At 40.4% G+C, this 21161-nt stretch carries 28 protein-coding genes; 20 read left to right on the forward strand and 8 right to left on the reverse strand.

Annotation, left to right across the window (positions count from 1 at the left end):
* Positions 1-5: 5 nt before the first annotated feature.
* The 8 genes from JMN12_RS02525 to JMN12_RS02560 are packed head-to-tail and all read left to right on the forward strand — an operon-like array spanning position 6 to position 3917.
* Complete coding sequence (locus JMN12_RS02525; RefSeq protein WP_203136801.1) at positions 6-680, forward strand: SMI1/KNR4 family protein; 675 nt, start codon at positions 6-8, stop codon at positions 678-680.
* Positions 673-1257 (forward strand): zeta toxin family protein, encoded by a 585-nt coding sequence (locus JMN12_RS02530; RefSeq protein ID WP_203136803.1) that lies wholly within the window; start codon positions 673-675, stop codon positions 1255-1257. The genes JMN12_RS02525 and JMN12_RS02530 overlap by 8 nt, the downstream gene beginning before the upstream one ends.
* Entirely contained in the window at positions 1247-1399 is a 153-nt protein-coding gene (locus tag JMN12_RS02535; RefSeq protein ID WP_203136805.1) for a hypothetical protein, read from the forward strand. The genes JMN12_RS02530 and JMN12_RS02535 overlap by 11 nt, the downstream gene beginning before the upstream one ends.
* A gap of 43 nt (positions 1400-1442) precedes the next feature.
* Complete coding sequence (locus tag JMN12_RS02540) at positions 1443-2261, forward strand: DNA alkylation repair protein (protein ID WP_203136806.1); 819 nt, start codon at positions 1443-1445, stop codon at positions 2259-2261.
* A gap of 24 nt (positions 2262-2285) precedes the next feature.
* Positions 2286-2516, forward strand: a complete 231-nt coding sequence (locus tag JMN12_RS02545) for a bacteriocin immunity protein (protein ID WP_002665645.1) — start codon at positions 2286-2288, stop codon at positions 2514-2516.
* Positions 2517-2557: 41 nt separating this feature from the next.
* On the forward strand, positions 2558-2779 hold the full coding sequence (locus JMN12_RS02550) for a hypothetical protein (protein ID WP_095910491.1): 222 nt from the start codon (positions 2558-2560) through the stop codon (positions 2777-2779).
* Positions 2763-3191 (forward strand): putative toxin-antitoxin system toxin component, PIN family, encoded by a 429-nt coding sequence (locus tag JMN12_RS02555; RefSeq protein WP_203136817.1) that lies wholly within the window; start codon positions 2763-2765, stop codon positions 3189-3191. The genes JMN12_RS02550 and JMN12_RS02555 overlap by 17 nt, the downstream gene beginning before the upstream one ends.
* 21 nt (positions 3192-3212) lie before the next feature.
* Positions 3213-3917 (forward strand): GNAT family N-acetyltransferase, encoded by a 705-nt coding sequence (locus JMN12_RS02560; RefSeq protein ID WP_203136818.1) that lies wholly within the window; start codon positions 3213-3215, stop codon positions 3915-3917.
* A 146-nt stretch (positions 3918-4063) separates the two neighbouring features.
* Here the strand turns inward: JMN12_RS02560 and JMN12_RS02565 are convergent, their stop codons facing one another.
* Positions 4064-4312 (reverse strand): hypothetical protein, encoded by a 249-nt coding sequence (locus JMN12_RS02565; protein WP_009750680.1) that lies wholly within the window; start codon positions 4310-4312, stop codon positions 4064-4066.
* Between the two features lie 126 nt (positions 4313-4438).
* Between JMN12_RS02565 and JMN12_RS02570 the strand changes: the two genes are divergently transcribed.
* The 7 genes from JMN12_RS02570 (at position 4439) to JMN12_RS02600 (ending at position 11731) form a co-directional block, all read left to right on the forward strand.
* The gene (locus JMN12_RS02570; protein WP_203136826.1) at positions 4439-5269 is read left to right on the forward strand and encodes a 1,4-dihydroxy-2-naphthoyl-CoA synthase; all 831 of its coding nucleotides are present in this window, start codon (positions 4439-4441) and stop codon (positions 5267-5269) included.
* A gap of 21 nt (positions 5270-5290) precedes the next feature.
* Positions 5291-5710, forward strand: coding sequence for a phosphoheptose isomerase (locus tag JMN12_RS02575; RefSeq protein WP_203136829.1), 420 nt, complete (start codon positions 5291-5293; stop codon positions 5708-5710).
* A 249-nt stretch (positions 5711-5959) separates the two neighbouring features.
* On the forward strand, positions 5960-6319 hold the full coding sequence (locus JMN12_RS02580) for a hypothetical protein (protein WP_203136831.1): 360 nt from the start codon (positions 5960-5962) through the stop codon (positions 6317-6319).
* Between the two features lie 86 nt (positions 6320-6405).
* Positions 6406-7179 (forward strand): (Fe-S)-binding protein, encoded by a 774-nt coding sequence (locus JMN12_RS02585; protein WP_002681950.1) that lies wholly within the window; start codon positions 6406-6408, stop codon positions 7177-7179.
* 118 nt (positions 7180-7297) lie between these two features.
* Positions 7298-8020 (forward strand): hypothetical protein, encoded by a 723-nt coding sequence (locus JMN12_RS02590; RefSeq protein ID WP_034555136.1) that lies wholly within the window; start codon positions 7298-7300, stop codon positions 8018-8020.
* 13 nt (positions 8021-8033) lie between these two features.
* On the forward strand, positions 8034-10520 hold the full coding sequence (locus JMN12_RS02595) for a zinc-dependent metalloprotease (protein ID WP_203136832.1): 2487 nt from the start codon (positions 8034-8036) through the stop codon (positions 10518-10520).
* Positions 10520-11731, forward strand: a complete 1212-nt coding sequence (locus JMN12_RS02600; RefSeq protein WP_203092949.1) for a Bcr/CflA family multidrug efflux MFS transporter — start codon at positions 10520-10522, stop codon at positions 11729-11731. The genes JMN12_RS02595 and JMN12_RS02600 overlap by 1 nt, the downstream gene beginning before the upstream one ends.
* 55 nt (positions 11732-11786) lie before the next feature.
* Here JMN12_RS02600 and JMN12_RS02605 read toward each other — a convergent pair whose 3' ends face one another.
* Positions 11787-12299, reverse strand: coding sequence for a zeta toxin family protein (locus tag JMN12_RS02605; RefSeq protein WP_203092948.1), 513 nt, complete (start codon positions 12297-12299; stop codon positions 11787-11789).
* A 128-nt stretch (positions 12300-12427) separates the two neighbouring features.
* Positions 12428-12871, reverse strand: a complete 444-nt coding sequence (locus tag JMN12_RS02610) for a hypothetical protein (RefSeq protein ID WP_203092947.1) — start codon at positions 12869-12871, stop codon at positions 12428-12430.
* A gap of 270 nt (positions 12872-13141) precedes the next feature.
* Between JMN12_RS02610 and JMN12_RS02615 the strand changes: the two genes are divergently transcribed.
* From JMN12_RS02615 to obgE, 4 genes are read left to right on the forward strand one after another with little or no spacing between them, the layout of a single operon-like run.
* Complete coding sequence (locus tag JMN12_RS02615) at positions 13142-13402, forward strand: addiction module protein (protein ID WP_198473116.1); 261 nt, start codon at positions 13142-13144, stop codon at positions 13400-13402.
* On the forward strand, positions 13362-13673 hold the full coding sequence (locus tag JMN12_RS02620) for a type II toxin-antitoxin system RelE/ParE family toxin (RefSeq protein ID WP_126371448.1): 312 nt from the start codon (positions 13362-13364) through the stop codon (positions 13671-13673). The genes JMN12_RS02615 and JMN12_RS02620 overlap by 41 nt, the downstream gene beginning before the upstream one ends.
* A 31-nt stretch (positions 13674-13704) precedes the next feature.
* The gene (locus JMN12_RS02625) at positions 13705-14829 is read left to right on the forward strand and encodes an adenylate kinase (protein ID WP_088592984.1); all 1125 of its coding nucleotides are present in this window, start codon (positions 13705-13707) and stop codon (positions 14827-14829) included.
* A gap of 6 nt (positions 14830-14835) precedes the next feature.
* Positions 14836-15834 (forward strand): GTPase ObgE, encoded by a 999-nt coding sequence (obgE, locus tag JMN12_RS02630; RefSeq protein ID WP_203092945.1) that lies wholly within the window; start codon positions 14836-14838, stop codon positions 15832-15834.
* Positions 15835-16006: 172 nt separating this feature from the next.
* Here the strand turns inward: obgE and JMN12_RS02635 are convergent, their stop codons facing one another.
* The 5 genes from JMN12_RS02635 to JMN12_RS02655 all read right to left on the reverse strand — a co-directional run bounded on the left by JMN12_RS02635 (position 16007) and on the right by JMN12_RS02655 (position 20204).
* Positions 16007-16633: a coiled-coil domain-containing protein gene (locus JMN12_RS02635; RefSeq protein ID WP_203080858.1), complete on the reverse strand. Its 627-nt coding sequence runs from the start codon at positions 16631-16633 to the stop codon at positions 16007-16009.
* A gap of 90 nt (positions 16634-16723) precedes the next feature.
* The gene (locus JMN12_RS02640; protein ID WP_088592991.1) at positions 16724-18610 is read right to left on the reverse strand and encodes an amidophosphoribosyltransferase; all 1887 of its coding nucleotides are present in this window, start codon (positions 18608-18610) and stop codon (positions 16724-16726) included.
* A 2-nt stretch (positions 18611-18612) separates the two neighbouring features.
* Positions 18613-19557 carry a mevalonate kinase gene (locus JMN12_RS02645; RefSeq protein WP_203136841.1) on the reverse strand — a complete coding sequence of 315 codons (945 nt, stop codon included), beginning with the start codon at positions 19555-19557 and terminating at the stop codon, positions 18613-18615.
* Positions 19558-19678: 121 nt separating this feature from the next.
* Positions 19679-19969, reverse strand: coding sequence for a type II toxin-antitoxin system RelE/ParE family toxin (locus JMN12_RS02650; protein ID WP_088592993.1), 291 nt, complete (start codon positions 19967-19969; stop codon positions 19679-19681).
* Entirely contained in the window at positions 19950-20204 is a 255-nt protein-coding gene (locus tag JMN12_RS02655; RefSeq protein ID WP_088592994.1) for a hypothetical protein, read from the reverse strand. The genes JMN12_RS02650 and JMN12_RS02655 overlap by 20 nt, the downstream gene beginning before the upstream one ends.
* 141 nt (positions 20205-20345) lie before the next feature.
* On the opposite strand from JMN12_RS02655, the gene JMN12_RS02660 reads away from it, so the two are divergent.
* Positions 20346-21134, forward strand: coding sequence for a S24 family peptidase (locus JMN12_RS02660; RefSeq protein WP_203136843.1), 789 nt, complete (start codon positions 20346-20348; stop codon positions 21132-21134).
* The last annotated feature ends 27 nt before the right edge of the window (positions 21135-21161 follow it).

Raw genomic sequence — 21161 nt, forward strand, 5'->3', positions numbered from 1 at the left:
GAAAAATGAAAAATATTTTATTACAACAATTAGAAAATGCCCTCCCTGAGGGAATGCAAATCCCCGAAGAACTCCGCCAACTCTATCAGTGGATAGAGGACAATGGTTATTATGAGGACAGAGATGGCGTGCGTTATGGCTATCTATATCCGTGGGATAAATTAGAAGAAAGCTGGACAGATGATGAGCGAGAAGGAGGTACCATTATTACTTTCAATGTAGATGAAGAATCCTATCGTAATGAGCTATTAGAAATACAATACAAACAGCACGCCGAGAAGATAAAGCGCCGTTTGCTCGTCTTTGCACGCAATGGTGCCGATGGTTCGGAATGTGCCTTGTGGCTCGACGATGAAGGGCGTACCCAAATCGTGCATATCGGGTCGGGTTCAGGCTCTATGATGACCTGTATATTGGTGAAAAACGCCTTGGATTTCTTGCGTCTTTTAGCCATTGGCTATGATGAAATTTGTTGGGACGAGTATTATCCACTCCCTCCTAACAGTGATAAGAACGAAATGTTCGTCCACCCCAATACACAATACCAAGAGTGGGTGCAAAATACGTTTCATACCACTATCCCCGCAATAGGATTAGAAGTGGTAACCCCTCATAGTATGGACGACGAAGCAACCGATGACCCTTTCTTAAATTGGTTTTATGAGATGACAGATGAGTAATAAGAAACACCTCTATATCATAGCAGGTTGTAATGGCGCGGGAAAAACCACCGCTTCCTTTACCATTTTGCCCGAAGTACTCGACTGCAAAGAGTTTATCAATGCCGACGAGATCGCTAAGGGGCTATCGCCTTTCCAGCCTGAAAGCGTAGCTATACAAGCCGGTAGAATAATGCTCGCTCGTATGGACGAACTATTACAAAAAGGAGAAACTTTTGCCTTCGAAACTACTTTGGCTACTAAAAGCTATAGGCAAAAAATAGAATGGGCGCAAGCCAATGGCTATGAGGTTACCCTATTGTTCTTTTGGCTGGACTCGCCCAATATGGCTAAAAAGCGGGTCGCTCAGCGCGTTGCTGAAGGAGGGCATAGCATTCCCTCAGAAACTATTGAAAGAAGGTATCATAACGGGATTGTCAATCTCTTTGCTATCTATATTGATATGGTAGATATTTGTTATATATTTGATAATTCAGAGGGAAGAAAGGAACTAATAGCTCAAAAGGAAAAGCATAAGGGTATTATAATTTATAACAACGACAAGTTTAACTTAATGAAAAATAATTATGAAAGATAAAATAACTAAGAAAGAGGGTCTAAAAGATAAACTTTTAAAGGGTTTAGACCTTGCTTATGAGCGAATGATTGCTCAAAAACGCAAGAATCATCAAAAGATTGTGGTGCGCCGTGAGGGAAAAATAGTTACTATCACTCCATAAGAATTTGCTAATTTTCTAATTTACTAATTGACAAATTAATTTTATGACCGAAGACATCAAAAACAGAAAAGGGGCTCAAAAGGCAGTAGATATACCTTCCGAAGTGCTTTCGCTATTAAATGCGGGGCGTATAGAAACGGTAAACCTTACCGAATGGCTGGCTGTAGATCATTCACAGTTGGTAAAATCTGTTTTTCCTGCTTTGGGGATTGATAAAAATATCATTGAAGAGTTGGTTTGCCAAATCCATCAGCAAAAGAAACCTTCTACAATGAATACAATTAAGCTCATAGGTGCATTGTTATACAAAAAATATGCAAATACTGACCTTTATGAGCCTTTGTTTAAGCAAATCAGTACGCATTTATCCGATTCGGTACGCTGTTATGCTTGTTATTTGGTGGCTTTGCATACCGAAATCCCTTTAGAAGATAAGCTACACAAACTAAAACCTTTGGTAGCCGATAATCATTTTGGCGTTCGTGAGATTATTTGGATGGCATTACGCCCCGAAATGAGCGAGCATTTAGACTTTTCAATCGCTTTTCTCTCTCATTGGGCAGAAAGCAAAGATGAAAATATCCGCAGGTTTAGTACAGAAGCCTTGCGTCCGCGGGGTGTTTGGTGTGCTCATATAGAAGCCTTAAAAGAAAAACCTGAACTGTATTTGCCTATATTAGACAAATTGAAGTCCGATAAAGCAAAGTATGTGCAAGATAGTGTAGGTAATTGGCTGAACGATGCCAGCAAAACCCGCCCCGATTTCGTAACAGCCCTTTGTGAGCGTTGGGAGCGCGAAAGTACTACCAAGGAAACCAAGTATATTGTAAAAAAGGCACTGAGAACGATTGCCTCTAAATAGTATAAAAACTTATTTTTTTACCAAATGACCCGAGAAGAACTCATACAATTAGGGAACCAAATCATAGAAGAAACCGATGACGATCGCCAAGAGGAGCTAATGGAGCGCTTCGATCGCAATGTACCTCACCCCGAGGGCAGTTCGTTATTCTTCTATCCGGAAAACTACAACGCCCGCACTATGGATATTTCCTCCTACGACCCCACCGTAGAGGAAGTAGTAGACAAATGCTTAGCGTATCAACCGATTATCTAATGTGTTAATGAATATTTTTTACTAACAAAAACAATATAACAATGAGTGTTTTAACGATAGATATACTCAATCCTAAAGCGGAGGAATTATTAAAAAACCTCGCGGATTTACAATTAATAGCCATTAAGGATAGAAAAAGCAATCCTTTTCTACAAGTAATAGAGCGTTTTCGTAAGAAAAATGAAGCCAATGCACCCTCTTTGGAGGAAATTACCAAGGAAGTAGAAAAAGTAAGGGCAAAACGTTATGAAGAAAAGAAGTAAAAGAGTAATTATAGATACCAATCTATGGATTAGGTTTCTTATTTCTCGAGATTATTCCGTGATAGATAAGCTTCTTTTTCAGGAGAGGATACAACTTATTTTCAGTAGTGAGTTAGTGGGGGAGTTTGTAGAAGTTGCTCAGCGTCCTAAGTTTCGTAGATTTTTTCCTTTGGAAGAACTTAGCGAATTGGTAGAGATGATAGAAGAAGTAGCCGATTTTGTAGAAGTTACTACTGATAATATTATTTCGTGCCGAGATGAAAAGGATAACTTTTTGCTTTGTTTAGCAAGAGATGCTTCTGCGGACTATCTGATTACAGAAGATAATGACTTGTTAGTGCTAAATCCTTTTGGAGAAACAGAGATAATGACAATGAAAGATTTTCTATATAAGATAGATTGGCAAAAATAGCCTATAAAAGATATTAATTTTATGATCACAAACCAATACAATCAACCCATAGGGGAGGCATTACCTAATTTTTCAGTAGGAGAAACCCCTCATATAACCCTTTTAGAGGGAAATTATTGTCTGTTGGAACCTCTTTCGGTAGCCAAACATTTAGACGATTTGAGTGATTTCTATTTGGAAGCCAATGCCGTAATGCCCGATTGGACTTATTTATCCATAGCTCCTGCAAAGAACAAAGAGGAGTTACACGCTTTACTCACCAAGCAGGAAGCCTCTACCGACCCTTATTTCCTGACGATTGTAGATAAGCAAACGCGAAAAGCAGTAGGTACGCTCGCTCTAATGCGTATAGACCCTAAAAACAGAGTGATAGAAGTGGGGTGGGTGAACTATTCGCCGGCTTTGCAGCGTACGCGTATGGCTACAGAGGCGCAGTATTTGTTGGCAAAATATGTGTTTGAAGTCCTTCAATACAGGCGTTACGAATGGAAGTGTGACAGCCTTAATGCACCTTCGCGTCGTGCTGCGGAGCGCTTGGGCTTTGTATATGAGGGTACATTTAGGCAGGCAGTGGTTTACAAAGGGCGTTCGCGCGACACCGCTTGGTTTGCTATGATAGATAAGGAATGGGAAGCTAACAAACGCGCCCTTGAGCAATGGCTCTCTCCTGAGAATTTCGACTCACAGGGTAAGCAACAGAAGTCTTTGAAAGGGTTTAAGATATAATTTTTCAGGTGAATTTTGAATTTTGAATTGGGCACAAACTGTAAGCTCACGCCAGCGGAGGGTCGCTACACTTTGTCAAAGTCCTAAAACTTTAACAAAGTCTATGAATCTGATAATCAATCACTTTTTCATCATCAAAACTACAGCTATTCATTATTTATATCTTTAAAAAGTTCTCTAACATCAGTATATCCCTTCATAAGGTGTCCCTTTTCCTTTACTTCCATAAAAGCAGCGTGCGTTTCTTCATTAGGAATCGCTGTTTCAATGGGATAAGTCTTCTTCCCCACTTTTTTCTTTAAAAGAACGGTTTTTACCTTGAACTTCTCAAACAAACCTAAAAAAATAGGATAATCGGCTTCATTAATCGTTGCTTGTAATACAATTGAGTTCATAATACTTCTTATTTTTGGACAAAGGTACAAAATAATTGACAATCTACAAATTGGCTAATTGACAAATTATTACTACCTTTGCCCCCTAAATAATTTTTCACTTTTCATTTTTCACTTTTCACTTATATGAATTGGATAACCGTAAAAGAATACGAAGATATTACGTATAAAAAATGCGATGGCGTAGCGCGTATCGCCTTCAATCGTCCTGAAGTACGCAACGCTTTTCGCCCTAAAACCACTTCTGAACTCCTCGATGCCTTCAAAGATGCTTATGAAGACATCAACATAGGCGCCGTATTACTCTCTGCCGAAGGACCTTCACCTAAAGATGGCGTATGGAGTTTTTGCAGTGGTGGCGACCAAAAAGCACGTGGTCATCAGGGGTATGTAGGCGACGATGGTTACCACCGCCTCAACATCCTCGAAGTGCAACGCCTTATTCGCTTTATGCCCAAGGTGGTGATAGCAGTAGTACCCGGTTGGGCAGTGGGTGGCGGACACTCATTGCACGTAGTGTGCGACCTTACCCTCGCGAGCAAAGAACACGCAATCTTCAAACAAACCGATGCCGATGTAACCAGTTTTGATGCCGGTTATGGGTCGGCTTATCTCGCCAAAATGGTCGGACAGAAGAAAGCCCGCGAAATCTTCTTCTTAGGGCGCAATTATTCAGCGCAAGAGGCTTTCGAGATGGGAATGGTAAATGCCGTAGTCCCTCACGACGAGCTCGAAGTCACCGCTTTTGAGTGGGCGCAAGAGATAATGGCTAAATCGCCTACTTCTATCAAAATGCTGAAATTCGCTATGAACCTCACCGATGACGGTATGGTAGGACAACAAGTATTTGCAGGTGAAGCTACCCGTTTGGCATATATGACCGATGAAGCCAAAGAAGGACGCGATGCCTTCCTCGAAAAACGCAAACCTAACTTTGAAAAGAAATGGATACCGTAACAATTTGCTAATTCAAATATTATGACTGAAAAATTCACCTTAAAAGAAGATGCTCAAGGCAATAAAAATCCTATATTGCCAGAGGGAGTAAAAAACTACCTCATCGACATTGATGGCACGGTAGGAGAGGACATCCCTAATGAAGAACCTGAGCGAATGCCTACTGCCGAAGTATTCCCCGATGCCTTAGCACAAGTAAACAAATGGTATGACGAAGGTCACGTGATTTACTTTTTCACTTCACGCACCGAAGCACACCGCGAAGTTACTGAGCAATGGCTCAAAAAGCACGGCTTTAAGTATCACGGCATCATCTTTGGCAAACCCCGCGGAGGCAACTATCATTGGATAGACAATCACATCGTAAAAGCCACGCGCTACAAAGGCAAATTCACCGATTTTGTCCTCAGAGAAGAAACCGTAGAAGTGTTTAACGATTAGTGCGAGCCGCTTTTACTGGCGCAAATTTGTAGCTCGTGCCTATTCTGTCCGACTCGTCTGACTCGTCCTATCATCGTGCTACGACCTTTAGCAAAGTTGATTGCTCTAATTATCAATAATTTTTGAAGTATGTTATGTACGGGCGTTTTGCAAACGCCCCTCAAGAAAAACTTTTAGGACAGCCTCTATTTTGTCCGACTCGTCTGACCCCGTCTGACTCGTCCTATAAATCTCTAATAACACCATAAAATGAAAGAAACTGTTAAAAACAAGATTAAAAAATGGTTACTTGGCATAGATCGTCAAGAAACCTTACCTAGTGATATTGTCGCACTGAATTTCAACATCTCCGAACCTTACGAATTGGAGCTTATAGGTTCTTCTTGGTATGATGATGAAGACCCCGATTGGGCTTGTGATGACGATTTTGTACCCGATGACTGTTTTTTACCTTTAGAAGAAATCCCTGAAGAAGTACATTGGGAACAAGCCCTCTCAATGATTACCGAAATCCTTAAAGAAATAGTAGCCGAAAACAGTATCAAACTTTTTAACGTACAACATATAACCGTAGGTTTTGTAGATGGCGATTTAGTAATCGTAAAATAACCTACACCCTTTCGCTGGCGCGAGCTTATAGCTCGTGCCAAATTACCAAATTACAACCCGTGCGGCTCGCACCAAATTAGATTATTATGATTCCAACAATGGCAGAACTCTCAGCTCGTGGCGAAACCCCCGAAGTACTCTTCTGGGTAGGCTGTGCTGGTAGTTTTGACGACAGAGCTAAACGCATCATCAGAGCCTTTGCCCACCTCTTGCAAAAAGCAGGGGTGCGCTTTGCCGTACTCGGCACCGAAGAGAGCTGCACCGGCGACCCTGCCAAGCGTGCTGGCAACGAATTTCTCTTCCAGATGCAGGCAATGATGAATATCGAGGTACTCAACAACTATCAGGTAACCAAAATAGTAACCACCTGTCCGCACTGTTTCAACACTATCAAAAACGAATACCCTGCGCTGGGCGGGAATTACGAAGTAATGCACCACACTGAGTTACTCAAAACCCTTATCGATGAGGGCAGACTCACTATAGAAAGTGGCACCTTCAAAGGCAAGCGCATCACTTTTCACGACCCCTGCTACCTTGGCAGAGCCAACAAAGTGTACAACGCCCCCCGCGAACTGCTCACCTCTTTAGAAGCCGATTTGGTAGAGATGAAAAAGTGCAAAGCCCGCGCAATGTGCTGTGGAGCAGGAGGCGCACAACTCTTCAAAGAATCGGAAAAAGGAGATAAAGAAATCAACGTATTGCGCACCGAGCAAGCCCTTGAAGTGCGCCCCGATATCATCGCTACCGCTTGTCCGTTTTGCAATACGATGATGACCGATGGTGTAAAAACCAAAGAAAAAGAAACCCAAATAAAAGTCTATGATGTGGCGGAATTGCTAATGATGAATGACGAATGAGGTATGTTGTGTAGGGGCGTTTTGCAAACGCCCGCTCTAAAATGCCTGCATCAATAAAACTCTTTGCAAACGCCCTCTAAAACGCAATCTATTTTTGTCTGACTATAATATCAAAAAAATGAAATATTTTCTAACCTTTTTTCTATGCACTTGTTGTGCTTTTAGCCTCAAAGCTCAAAAAGACCCTAAAGTTTTTGAAAAGGTGATAAAAGCCCTTTCTATACCTAAGTCAAAAATAGATACCGACTTATACAACGAGAGAATATTGCCTTATGACAACAATACAATGGTAATGGTCTTCCCTGTCAAAAATGGAACTGAAGACGATGGTTGGATTGATGCTTACATCGTTCTTTTCAATATAAAAGAACAAAAAATAAGCTGTTTTTACAAAGGTTTAAGTGAATGGGTCTCCGATGCTTTTGTAATAAATGGCATTGCTATTGATACCGCAAAGTTTATTCTTTCAGAAGGTGAACGCGCTTTTGGTATTCGTGTGTTTACTCATAACCAAAGCCGACCTAACCCTGCTGGTGAGGAATATTTTAGTTTGTTTCTGCCGAAAGGAAAAACACTCAAAAAGGTATTGAACAATTATATACTTAGTGCTTCAAGAGGTGACTTTAATTACTGCGAAGGCTATGAATACATATTTGATTCTATGTTCATAATGGAAACCGAAAAAACTAATGGCTATTTCAATATCAAAAATAGAGTTACCTTTACAACAAAAGTTAGTGATAGCGACTGTAAGGATGAAATCTCTGAAAAACGAGTAGAAATAAAATACCTAAAGTACAACGGAAAGGAATACGAAGGTGAAGAAATAAAATTAGATTGATTTTTATAACGATATGAAGAAATATATATTATATACACTACTATTGGGAATGAGCTCCTATGTTTTCGCTCAGCAAACTCCCACAGTGAAAGACACTATTACCAAAGCGGCAACCAAAACCGATACTACCGAAAAACCCGAAAAGACTCCTGAGCAAAAACGCGCCGAAGAGTACGCTAAACTCATCAAAAAAGGAGGTATAGAGCGCAACGGACTCTTTACAATCCGCAAGATTGAAGAGAAATGGTACTTTGAAGTCCCCGATTCCCTCCTCAATCGCTATTTGCTATGCGTAACGCGCCTCAAAGCAGCCCCTCACAACTTCGGACTCTATGCAGGCGAAAAAGTGAATGAACAAACTGTCTATTTCGAGCAGAAAGGCGATAAAACACTCCTCTTGCGTTCGTTTCTAAATCTGCAAGAAGCCGGTACCGACGATAATATCTCGGTAGCAGTCGCCAATTCGAGCGCTAATCCTGTAGTGGCATCGTTCACCGTTATCGGGCGCAACCCCAAAACCAAAGCACAGCTCATCGACATCACCGATTTCTTCAAGCAAGACAACAGTGTTACCTCTTTTTCATCGAATGCAAAAACCCAAATGAAAATAGGCGCTATCGCTACCGATCGTTCTTTTGTAGACGATATACGTCCTTATCCTATCAACGTAGAGGTCAATGCTCTCAAAACGTTCAACGCTTCGCCTAGTACCATTCCTTCGGCAAACAAGGTGGGGGCTATTACCTTAGAACTGAATATCTCTATGGTGCTCTTGCCTAAAACTCCTATGCAAAAACGCCTCTTCGACCCTCGTGTAGGCTTTTTCGCTACCCGATACATCAAGTTTAGCGACCAGCAACAACGCACCGAAACTGAATATTACATACACCGTTTCCGCTTAGAACCTCGCAAAGAAGACGTCAAAAAATATCTCAGTGGTCAGTTAGTACGCCCCAAAAAGCAAATCGTTTTCTATATAGACCCTGCTACGCCTAAACAATGGCAAAAATACCTCATTTTAGGTGTAAACGATTGGAATGTTGCTTTTGAACAAGCGGGATTCAAAGAGGCTATCGTCGCAAAACCTTGGCCTAACGACCCTTCAATGAGCTTAGAAGATGCCCGCTTCAACGTAATTCGCTACCTCCCTTCAGAAATAAGTAATGCCTACGGACCTAACATCGCCGACCCTCGCAGTGGTGAAATTATAGAATGCCACGTGGGTTGGTATCACAACGTGATGAAACTCCTCAACCAGTGGTATATGATTCAGGCAGGCGCTGTGGATAAACGCGCTCGTACTATGGAGTTCAACGAGGAACTAATGGGCGACCTCGTGCGCTTTGTCTCCTCTCACGAAATAGGTCACTGCTTAGGTTTGCGCCACAATATGGGCGCCAGCAGTCAGACGCCTGTAGAAAAACTCCGCGACAAAAAATGGGTAGAAGCCAATGGACATACCGCTTCTATTATGGACTATGCGCGTTTTAACTATGTGGCACAGCCCGAAGACAATATCAGTAGCAAAGGACTCTATCCGCGCATAGGCATTTACGACAAATGGGCAATTGAATGGGGATATCGCTATTATGGCAACAAATATAAAGACGAGTATGCTGAACAAGAGGCGCTTGCCGAAATGGTTACCCAAAAACTCAAAGCCAATCCGCGATTGTGGTTCGGAGGGGAAGGCAAAGATGAAGACCCTCGCGCACAAACCGAAGACCTTTCGGACAACGTGATGAAAGCCAACACCTACGGATTGAAAAACCTCCGCTACATCGTGCAACACCTCCCTGAATGGACTAAACAGCCTAACGACAAATACGAGCATCTCGACGAAATGCAAACCGCTGCCTATATGCAGTATTTCCGCTATTTAAAACACGTGCTCAAACACATTGGCAATAGATATGTGGGCATCATTGGTGAGAAAGAAGTTTATAAAGAAGTGCCCAAAGAGAAGGTAAAAGAAGCTATTAACTATTTAGATAAAGAACTTTTTGAAGCGCCTTTGTGGTTATATCCTCAGGAAATAGTAGAAAAAACAGGAGCAACCCCCGATAAGAACATCATCAGTATGCAAAACCTTACCCTGAGTGTACTTTTAGGAGAGCCAACCCTCTACACCCTTTATAACCAATCGCTCACCTCCAAAAATCCTTATCCGCTAAACGAATATCTGCAAGATGTATTCAAAGCGGTATGGAAACCCCTCAACAACTCCGATGCACGCCAAAACACTTATCGCCGTGGTATCGAACGCTTGTACCTCTCTCAAATCGATAAGCTCATCAATGCACCTGCCGACGCTAAAAACAGCAAAGCTGCGAGCATACAACAAGTATCCGATGTGCGCCTCTTTGCCTTACAACATTTAGATATGATTGAGGCTTTCGCCAAACAAGCGCTCGCCAAAGAACCTGCTTCATCTATTAACCATCTACACTACCAAGAAATTGTAAAGGAAATAGAACGTATTAAAGACCCGAAGAAATAGTGTTAGAACCCGAAGAACTCAAAGACTCAAAACCCGACCTACTGTTTATCCTCATTATGGGACTCCTATCGATGCTCACCCCGCTGGCTATCGATATGTACCTTCCTGCTTTTGTGAAGATTGCTAACGATTTGAACGTATCCGAAGAGATGATATCTCAAACCTTAGCGCTCTTTACCCTTGGGTTTGCTTTTGGGCAACTCTTCTGGGGACCTCTTTCCGATAGTTATGGGCGCAAACCTATCATTCTCATCGGGATTATCACCTCAGCATTGGTGTCGTTGGCGATTACGCAAATTCACCATATCCATCATTTTTATATACTCCGCTTTGTACAAGGCTTTTTTGGAGCCTCGCCAGCAGTAGTAACGGGTGCGCTCTTGCGCGACCTTTTCACCAAAAATGAGTTTGCCCGCCAAATGTCGATGATTATGATTGTCACGATGATAGCCCCGCTCATCGCCCCCGTATTGGGCGGTCATCTCACCGACTGGTTTCATTGGCATATCATCTTCTACGTGCTGATGGTTTTAGGACTCTTGGCGGCGCTCTTAGTGAGTTATAAAATCCCTGAAACGCTTCCTAAACTCAAGCGTGTTCCTTTGAAAATAGGCAATACCTTGCGCATTTACGGCAAGCTCCTCAGCAATAAAAAGGTATTGGGGTATATTTTCTGCAATTCGCTTTCCTATTCGGGGATGTTTTGCTTTATCACCACGGGCTCTATCGTGTACACCAAACTCTTTGGGGTAGCCCCTCAGCATTTTGGATACTTTTTCCTTCTCAATGTAATTGTAATGATGACGGCAACCTCGCTCAATGGCAAATTTGTCACCAAAATAGGCGTAGAAAAATCCTTGCGCTTGGGGCTTACTATCCAACTCATTGCAGGAGCGTGGCTGGTGATATGTGGTATTTTCCATTTGGGATTATGGGCTACCGTGGCAGGAGTTTCAATGTTTGTAGGTTTGGTATCGGTAGTGTCCAGCAGTGCCAATGCCGCCATTTTGGATATGTACCCCGAAGTAGCGGGTACCGCCAATTCACTCACAGGAATGTTGCGTTTTGGTATCGGTTCGGTAGTAGGGGCAGTGCTCTCGCTTTTCGCCATCACCTCCGAGCGCCCAATGGTATTTGCAATGGCAATATGTATAGGAGTAGGCGCCCTCAGCTACTTGCTGTTAGTCGCCCGTCGCACCATTAGCAAATAACTATACCGTTTCTCTGCCTCTCTAAGTCTCTCCAAAACAAAAATTTTATAGTTCATCATAGCTCGATATTTACTTTATATTTATCATCAATCAGTATAAAATTAGTGTTGTGTTTCTTTGCAAGAGCTAAAAACTGTGCATTATCATCTAAAACACTTTCCATTGTACACCAATCATCATCTAAACGCTTTTCTATGGCATTTGCATATTTCTTTATATCATCAAAGTGGGTTTTAATATAGTTTTCACTCATTACAAGACAATAACATTTAATATCCTCGAGATATTTTTTTGTAAAATCTTTCTCCCAGTCAAAAGGAATATATGCTCCTTCAATGATAAGATTTTGTTTGTTTTCTATGGCTGTTTTAATCATTTCACGAATAATAGGCCACATATAATCTGTAAGTGCTTTATCATTTTCTAAGGTAAGTTTAGTATAACCACTGCGAATTAATCCCATTTTTAAGTGATCTATTGATAGATATGGGTATTTATATTTTTCTAATAGTTTTTGAGCTAAAAAAGTCTTACCTGTGTGTGAAGCTCCAGTAATTATAACAATCATTTTTAATAGTCAAAAAGAAATAGTTTGTGAATTTATCAAACAGAAATTGAGATCTCATAATATTAAATATTTCATACAAATTATCATTATGATGTTTTTATTTCTCCTAGCAAGTAATCAATGTTTTTTTATTCCTCGTTGTGCTTGTTGCCATTATAGGAAGTTAGCCAAATATTCGGGTCTGTATGAAAATTTTGGTCTTTATCGACTTCAACATAATTAACTTCTCCCGTATTTGCATTGACCCAAATGCCTGTACAATTAAAAATACCGATTTTATGAATATATGTTACGGTTGAAAATATATAATAATCATCATAAACATAGTATAATGGGTATCCTTTTGTCGATTTAAGTTTTATCTTATCTTGATTTTTGGCAGCATAACCTAAGTGTATTTGGTAAGCATCTTCTAACTTTATATTTTTCGTAGCTTCCCACGCTTGAAATTCTTGCGAATACTGATTGTAAGGTATCGCTTTATTTTTATCTATTTGCGTTGTAAGGCTCTTGTAGTTTTTGCAACCCAACAAAAGCAATGCTAATACTAAATATTTGATATGATTCTTCATTATGATGTTATTTCATTTTCTTTATAAAAAAAGATATAGGTGATAACTGAGATTATAGCGACAAAATTAGTAAAAATATATTTAACAGTATGAGAGATGTATGATAATTCTTTATTAAAGAAAATTGACAAAAGCTAACAGACACCTATTTTATTGCTGATAAGATTTATCGGTGAAATTGCTGTCCCTACAATTATTAGGCACAATTATTGTGCATTTATTAAAAATGATTACCTTTGCACTTTCTTTCAATAATTTAAATAGTTTGTTATGGACTCAACCGTACAATACATAAAAGATTTTCAAGGGAATGATATATTAGCTGTCCTTCCTATTGAAGAGTATCGATTCCTGCGCGAAAGAGCTATTGAGGATGAGGAAGAAGAAATTCCTGAAGCACACAAACACATTTTAGATGAACGTATTGAAAAATACAAAAACCACCCTGAAGACTTTATAACGTATGAAGAACTAAAAAGAAGTATAAGAGATGAACTTGGAATACAATCTAATTTTCCTTTCAGAGGCTGAATTAGAACTTAAATGGATTATTATAAGATACAATGTACATTCTGAAGGATTAGGCAATAAAGTTTTTGATGAAGTGCAAAAAAACTTAGACTACCTTAAGTCTATGCCTTTTATACGTCCTGAAAAATACAAAAATAGTAGAGTACTATACACTAAAAGATATAAAATAGCAATACATTATGTTATTTTTGAAGAAACAAAAACTGTATTAGTCTATGCTTTTTTACACCAAAAAGAAGATTCTACAAAAATACTTAATAGGATCATCTAATCTCCTAACAACTAAACATAACACCTAAACGATGGAACTGATTAAAATACACGATAAAACCTTTGAGCCCTACGTCTCAGCCGAGCAGCTCAACCAAATTGCCGAACGTATGGCAAGCGAGGTCTATCAAGACCTACAAGAGTCGTGTCCCGTATTCATTGCCGTGCTCAACGGCTCTTTTATGTTTGCCGCCGATTTTGTAAGACACTACAAAGGCGAATGTGAAATATCTTTCGTGAAAATGGCGTCTTATGAGGGCACCCAGTCCACTGGCAAAATACACCAACTCATCGGGCTTTCTACCCCTGTGGAAGGTCGCGATGTAGTAATTTTGGAGGATATTATCGACACTGGTAATACCTTAGAAGAAATTTACCGACTGTTTGAAAACCAAAAGGTAAAATCTTTCCGCATCGCTACCCTTTTCTTCAAACCTGATGCCTATAAAAAAGACCTCAAAATAGACTATGTTGGCAAACCTATCCCTAACCGCTTTATCGTAGGATACGGCTTAGATTTCGATGAGATAGGGCGCAATCTACCCCAAGTATATCAATTAAACACTTCATTAACGATGACAAATTTAGTACTTTTCGGCAAACCAGGGGCTGGCAAAGGCACCCAAGCCGCATTCTTGAAAGACAAATACAACTTAGTACACATCTCTACCGGAGATATTTTCCGCTATAATATTAAAAACCAAACAAAACTCGGCAAACTCGCCCAATCGTATATGGATAAAGGCGACCTCGTACCCGATGAAGTAACCATACAAATGTTACAAGAAGAAGTTGAAAAGAACCCTAATGCTGAAGGCTTTATTTTCGACGGATTCCCTCGTACCATCGCACAAGCCGAAGCGCTCGACGCTTTCTTAACTTCTAAAGGAATGCGCATTCACGGCACCCTCGCCTTAGAAGCTGATGATGAGGTGCTCATCAAACGATTGTTGGAACGCGGTAAAGTGAGCGGTCGCACCGATGACCAAGACGAAGAAAAAATTCGCAACCGCTTCACCGAATACAACGAAAAAACTGCCCCCCTTATCGCTTTCTACCAAGCACAAGGCAAATACCACCCTATCAATGGTATTGGTACTATCGAAGAAATTACCACCCGCCTCTCCGACACTATCGATAAACTCAAAGCTGAATAATCTACAATGACCGAAGGCAATTTCACCGACTACGTAAAGATATACGCTGCCTCTGGCAAAGGAGGCGCCGGCTCTATGCACCTACACCGCGAAAAATTCGTACCCAAAGGAGGTCCTGATGGAGGCGATGGCGGTCGCGGAGGGCATATCATCTTGCGTGGCAATAAACACCTTTGGACACTCATACACTTCAAGTTCCAACAGCACTTCCGCGCCGAACACGGTGAAGCAGGAGGTGCTAATCGCAGTTTTGGTGCCGACGGTAAAGATATCACTTTAGAAGTCCCCTTAGGAACCATTGTTAAAGATGCTGAAACCGAAGAAGTACTCTTTGAAATTACTGAAGACGGACAAGAGGTCATCGCTTTGCGCGGTGGCAAAGGAGGGTTAGGTAATTGGCATTTCCGCACAGCTACTAACCAAACCCCACGCTACGCCCAACCAGGTCTCCCTGGTGAAGAACGTGAGTTACTTTTAGAGTTAAAAGTATTAGCCGATGTAGGTTTTGTAGGCTTTCCCAATGCAGGCAAATCTACATTGCTATCGATAATTACTTCTGCTAAGCCAAAAATAGGCGATTATCCATTCACAACCCTCAAACCCAACTTGGGTATTGTGCAAAACCGCGATTACCAATCGTTTGTAGTAGCCGATATCCCTGGGATTATAGAGGGTGCTGCCGAGGGCAGAGGTTTAGGGCATTACTTCTTGCGACATATAGAGCGCAACTCGGTATTGCTATTCCTCATTCCTGCCGATAGCCCCGATATAGTAGCCGAATACCATATCCTACTCAACGAACTCAAAGAATACAACCCTGAACTATTAGATAAAGACCGCCTCATAGCCATTTCAAAAGCAGATATGCTCGACGACGAGCTCACTGAAGCCATTCGTCAAGAAGTAGCCGCAGGATTGGGCGATACGCCTTTCTTGTTCATCTCATCAGTAGCAGGCAAAGGCATCCAGCAACTGAAAGACAAACTTTGGGAAATGATACAATAATTATTCGTACTTTTACCATTAAATAAAAAAGTTTTTTTATGGAAACACTTGTATTAGCAGAACGAGAAAAGGAAGCTCTGTTATGGTCGTAGAATGGTCTGAACAAACTAAAATAAAAACCTCCCCTTGCAACAAAAATTGCAAGGGGAGTTTTTTATATGAAATAAGCTTTTTATCTATTGAAGTATAACGTTAAAATAAGAATTACTAATGAAGTAAAGAAACCTATAAGCCATTGAATAAAAATACGATTCATTTTTGAAAAGCCTTCTTTAAGTTCATTTTGCAAGTCTGTTCTTAATATTGTCATATCATTGCGTATTTCAGCAATATCTTGTTTAAGTTCTGAACGGACATTAGCTATTTCAGTACGTACTTCTGCTATTTCAGTACGTACTTCTGCTATATCTTGTTTGAGTTCTGAACGCACATTAGTTATTTCGGCACGTAATTCCGTTATATCTTGTTTGAATTCTGAACGGACATTAGCTATTTCGGCACGTAATTCAGCTATATCTTGTTTGAGTTCTGAACGGACATTAGCTATTTCGGCACGTAATTCAGCTATATCTTGTTTGAGTTCTGAATGGACATTCTTAACCTCTGTTCTTACATTGGCTATATCCATTCTTATTTCAGCTACTTCTTGATGAAATTCTGTTTTACTTACTAAATTATCAAAATTCTCATTCAAGCGTTCATTAGTGAATTTAGTAATATAATTAGCTAAAGCTGTAGCTCCTTCTTTTCCTATTTTTTCACTTACGGTATCGTATAATTGTATGAGTTCTGTAGTCATAATTAAAGTTGTTTTATTGTCTTACGTTGCAAAAGTAGGTATTTTTTTCTGAAACTACAAAAAATAATTAAACGAGGACTTATTTTAGAGTCAATAAGCGCGTTCTTTATTGCCTTCGTAGAAATTGATAAAGGCGCGATTTACAACGCGATTACCGCCATCGGTGGGATAATCACCGGTGAAATACCAATCACCGAGGTTCTCGGGGCAGGCTTTATGCAAACTGTCTACCGTTTGGAATATCACTTCCACTTCTGAGGTAAAGTCCTTTGGCAAGAGCAAATCTCTTATTTTATCCGAAATTTCTTCATCGGTGAAAGGGGCATACACTTCTTTTACGTAATTCACTACCTTGTCATCACTTAGAGCTACTTGGGTGAGACACTTTTCATATACTTCTTTTATAATGTGATACGTACCGCGTTCTTTATGCAAAGCTAAAGCCGCTTGAAAGGCTACCAAATCTTCTAAACGTGCCATATCAATACCATAACAATCGGGATAGCGGATTTGAGGAGCTGAAGACACTATTATTATCTTCTTGGGCTCTAAACGCCCTAATATACTAAGAATACTCTTCTTGAGGGTTGTTCCGCGCACGATACTATCGTCTATAATCACCAAATTATCGCCTTTTTGTACTGAGCCATAGGTAATATCGTATACGTGCGCCACGAGGTCATCGCGGCTGCTATCTTCGGTGATGAAAGTGCGCAGTTTCACATCTTTGATAGCTACTTTCTCAGTACGTACTTTTTGAGATAGAATTGCAGGAATTTCGGATTTTTCGGCTACTGCCAACTGTTTGGCTTTCTGCTCATTGAGGTACTGTTCTGCTTCTTCTATAAGTCCTAAGTAAGAGGTTTCGGCAGTGTTAGGGATATAGGCAAAAACTGTATCTTTTAGATTATGGTTTATCGCTTGAGCGACACGAGGGAAGAGCAATTTGCCCAACATTTTGCGTTCGCGGTAGATATCGCGGTCGCTGCCACGAGAAAAGTAGATACGTTCAAACGAACAGGCCTTGCGTACTGTGGGGGTGAGAATTTCCTTGATAGCTGTCTCTCCGCTTTTTTTAATGATAATCGCATTACCAGGGGGGAGTTCGCGTATATTTTCGTATTTTACATTGAAAACGGTTTGTATAGCAGGGCGTTCGGAGGCTACTACCACCACTTCTTCATCTTGATAGTAGAAAGCAGGGCGTATACCTGCGGGGTCGCGAAGCACAAAAGCATCGCCGTTGCCTATCATTCCTTCCATTGCATAACCACCATCCCAATATTTGGCAGCGCGTTTGAGGATGCGCTCTATATTCAATCGTTCGGCGATGAAAGGAGAGGCTTCTTGTTTGGTATAACCTTCTTCTTTGAGTTTGCGATAGAGTTCTTCAACTTCATCATCTAAAAAATGACCAATACCCTCCATTACAATCACAGTATCGGTTTTGTCTTTAGGGTGTTGCCCGAGGCGTACGAGGTTTTGGAAGAGCTCGTTTACGTTGGTCATATTGAAGTTGCCTGCCATAATGAGATTGCGGTACATCCAATTGTTTTCACGCAGGAAAGGGTGTACATTCTCGATGCTATTTTTGCCAAAAGTACCATAGCGCACGTGCCCCATAATCACTTCGCCTATGTAAGGAAGTTCTCGTTTTTGGAGGCTTACATCGTCTTTCAGTTCGGGGTTGTTTTTAAACCCCTCGTTGATGCGCTGGTTGATGCGAGTGAAGATGTCTTGCACGGGTTGAGCCTCGTTGGAGCGTATCCTACTGATGTAGCGTTCGCCAGGTTGCATATCTAATTTGATACTTGCAAGCCCTGCTCCATCTTGTCCGCGGTTGTGTTGTTTTTCGAGCATCAGGTACATTTTATTGATGCCATAGAAGGCTGTACCATATTTTTCTTTATAAAAATCAAGAGGTTTGAGCAGGCGGATTAGGGCAATCCCGCACTCGTGTTTGATTGTGTCGCTCATTATTAAAATTGATATACTACTTCTAATTTATGGTTGCCGAGAGCGCGTTTGGCTTTCTCTAAGTCTTCAGTAAATCCTAAGATATAACCTCCTCCCCCTGAGCCGCAGAGTTTTAGGAAATAATCACCCGTATCGATACCTTGTTTCCAAAGAGTATGGAACTCTTTAGGAATCATCGGTTTGAAGTGATTGAGTACAACCCCCGATAGGCTTTTGATATTGGCAAAAAGCGATTTGAAGCGCCCTTTGAGGAAATCGTCGATACAAGCATCGGTATATTTGATAAATTCCTCTTTGAGCATTTTTTGGAAGGCTTCATTCTTCATATTCTCCATAAAGATACGCACCATTGGGGCAGTTTCGCCTATCACACCACTATCGAGCAAAAAAACAGCGCCTTTGCCATTAGGAGTTTGGGAGGGAATACCGGTAGGCTCGATATGGTCGTGTGAATTGATGAGTATGGGTAAACTGAGATAGCTATTGAGAGGGTCTAAGCCAGAGGAAGTGCCGTGGAAGAAGGATTCCATACGTCCGAAAATCGTTTTGAGTTGCAGTAGTTTTTCGCGGGTGAGATTATCCATCGCACTGATGGGGTCGATAGCGTATTCGCTGTAAATGGCAGCTACCAAAGCTCCGCTGCTGCCTACCCCATAGCCTTGCGGAATACTGCTATCAAAGTACATACCGGCAGCGATATCGGCGTTGAGTTTTTCTATATTAAAGCGGACGATAGGATTTTCTTCTTCGGTAAGTGTTTGCAAATAAGAAGCAAATTCGCGAAGTGCTTCGTTTGATTTTTTGGCAGTAGTTTCTTTACCATCCTGTACATCGGATAGCATTTTTAGAGTCCCTTTATAGAAGTTATAAGGGATAGCGAGTCCTTTAGAATTTTTAATAATACCATACTCACCAAAGAGGAGTATTTTAGAATAAAAAGGTTTCATTTTTCAGTGAAAAGTGAATAGTGAAAAGTTGTTATAGTATTTAAAGAGAGTGCAAAGATATATATTTTTAGGATATGCTGGTTGTTTTTGAGGGAGAAAAGTTTTTTGTAATATTAGGTTTTTACAAAGGTTTTTGAGAACAGCTACGGAAAAACTTAACTAGCACTATATTTTCTTCCTCTATAATATCATAATAAAGTGAAAACTTTCCCTTTAGAAAATGTCGCTGATACAATTTCACACTTTCTATAAATTTAGTCAAAAAATAAGGATTTTCTGCTATAGCCAACTCTACTTGTTTTAACTCACTTATAATTTTATTGGAATAAACATTGCTATAATTGTGTTTATCCCAAAAATCAAGAGTATTTTCTAAGTTTTTAATAGCCTCTTCAGTCCATCGTATTTCCATATTTAGCTCTTAATCTTTGGTGCAGTTCGACACTGCTAATAGTTTTTCCTTCTTTAGCTTGTTGATGAGAGATTTCTATACTTTTCAATTCTTCTTCTGAAAAATGTACCTCTTCTTCAGTTTCTGAATACAAAGTAGCAAGATGCATTAAATCATTATATTCACTAATAGGCAGCACCACTGACAATGGTACTCCTTGATAATCTGTTAAAAACTGATGTTGTAATGTGTTCATTTAATTTTTTATTTTAGGCTAGACAACCGCAAAGGTACAAATAATTTGCTAATTTCCAAATTTGCTAATTTACTAATTTCCTCTTATCTTTGCCGTGATTTTAGAGAATTTCTTTAAAGTTGTTTATCTTTCTCACTGATTATGAATGTAAAAGACCGTATCAAAAAATTTATAGACCACGAGGGGCTCTCTATTTCGGCTTTTGAAAAGACAATAGAGGTTTCTAATGGCTATGTGAATAGTATTTCCAAAAATATAGGGATTGACAAGCTCAATACGCTGGTAGAGAAGTATCCTCAGCTGAGTTTGGAATGGCTGATTACGGGCAAAGGTGAGATGCTCAAACCTGCTTTACCTTTGACTAAAACTAATAAATTGTTGATGCCTAAAGTAGTAGTGGTTGACGATGCCGATAACGAGCGTATTCCGTTAGTGCCTATACGCGCACAAGCGGGTTACCTCACTGGTTACGACGATGTTACTTTTATCGAATCACTACCTACTTACAGCTTGCCAAATATGACCAATGGCACTTATAGGATGTTTCAGGTAAAAGGACTCTCAATGTACCCTACCCTGCAGGACAGCAGTTATGTGGTAGGGCGCTTTGTAGATGATTGGCTCGCACTGAGCAGCAATAGGGTGTGCGTGGTAGTAACACAAAACGATGGGATTATCGTAAAACGCGTTACTAATACCCTTGAAAAATACGGAACACTCTATTGTAAATCCGACAATCGGGATTTTCCACATCTATCGGTAGCAGCAGAGGATATCAAAGAGATTTGGGAATGCAAGATGCACCTTTCGTTTGAGTTTCTCGACCCTGTTACTAACTATCAGAAAATAGCCTCATTAGAAGCCGATGTAGCACATCTCAAAGAAGAAGTACAGCATCTGCGGATTATTGATATTCAAGGTGACAGGTAACAGACAAAGCCTGCGAGTTGGTGTAGC

The sequence above is a fragment of the Capnocytophaga genosp. AHN8471 genome (assembly GCF_016806945.1).
Taxonomy (GTDB): Bacteria; Bacteroidota; Bacteroidia; order Flavobacteriales; family Flavobacteriaceae; genus Capnocytophaga; species Capnocytophaga periodontitidis.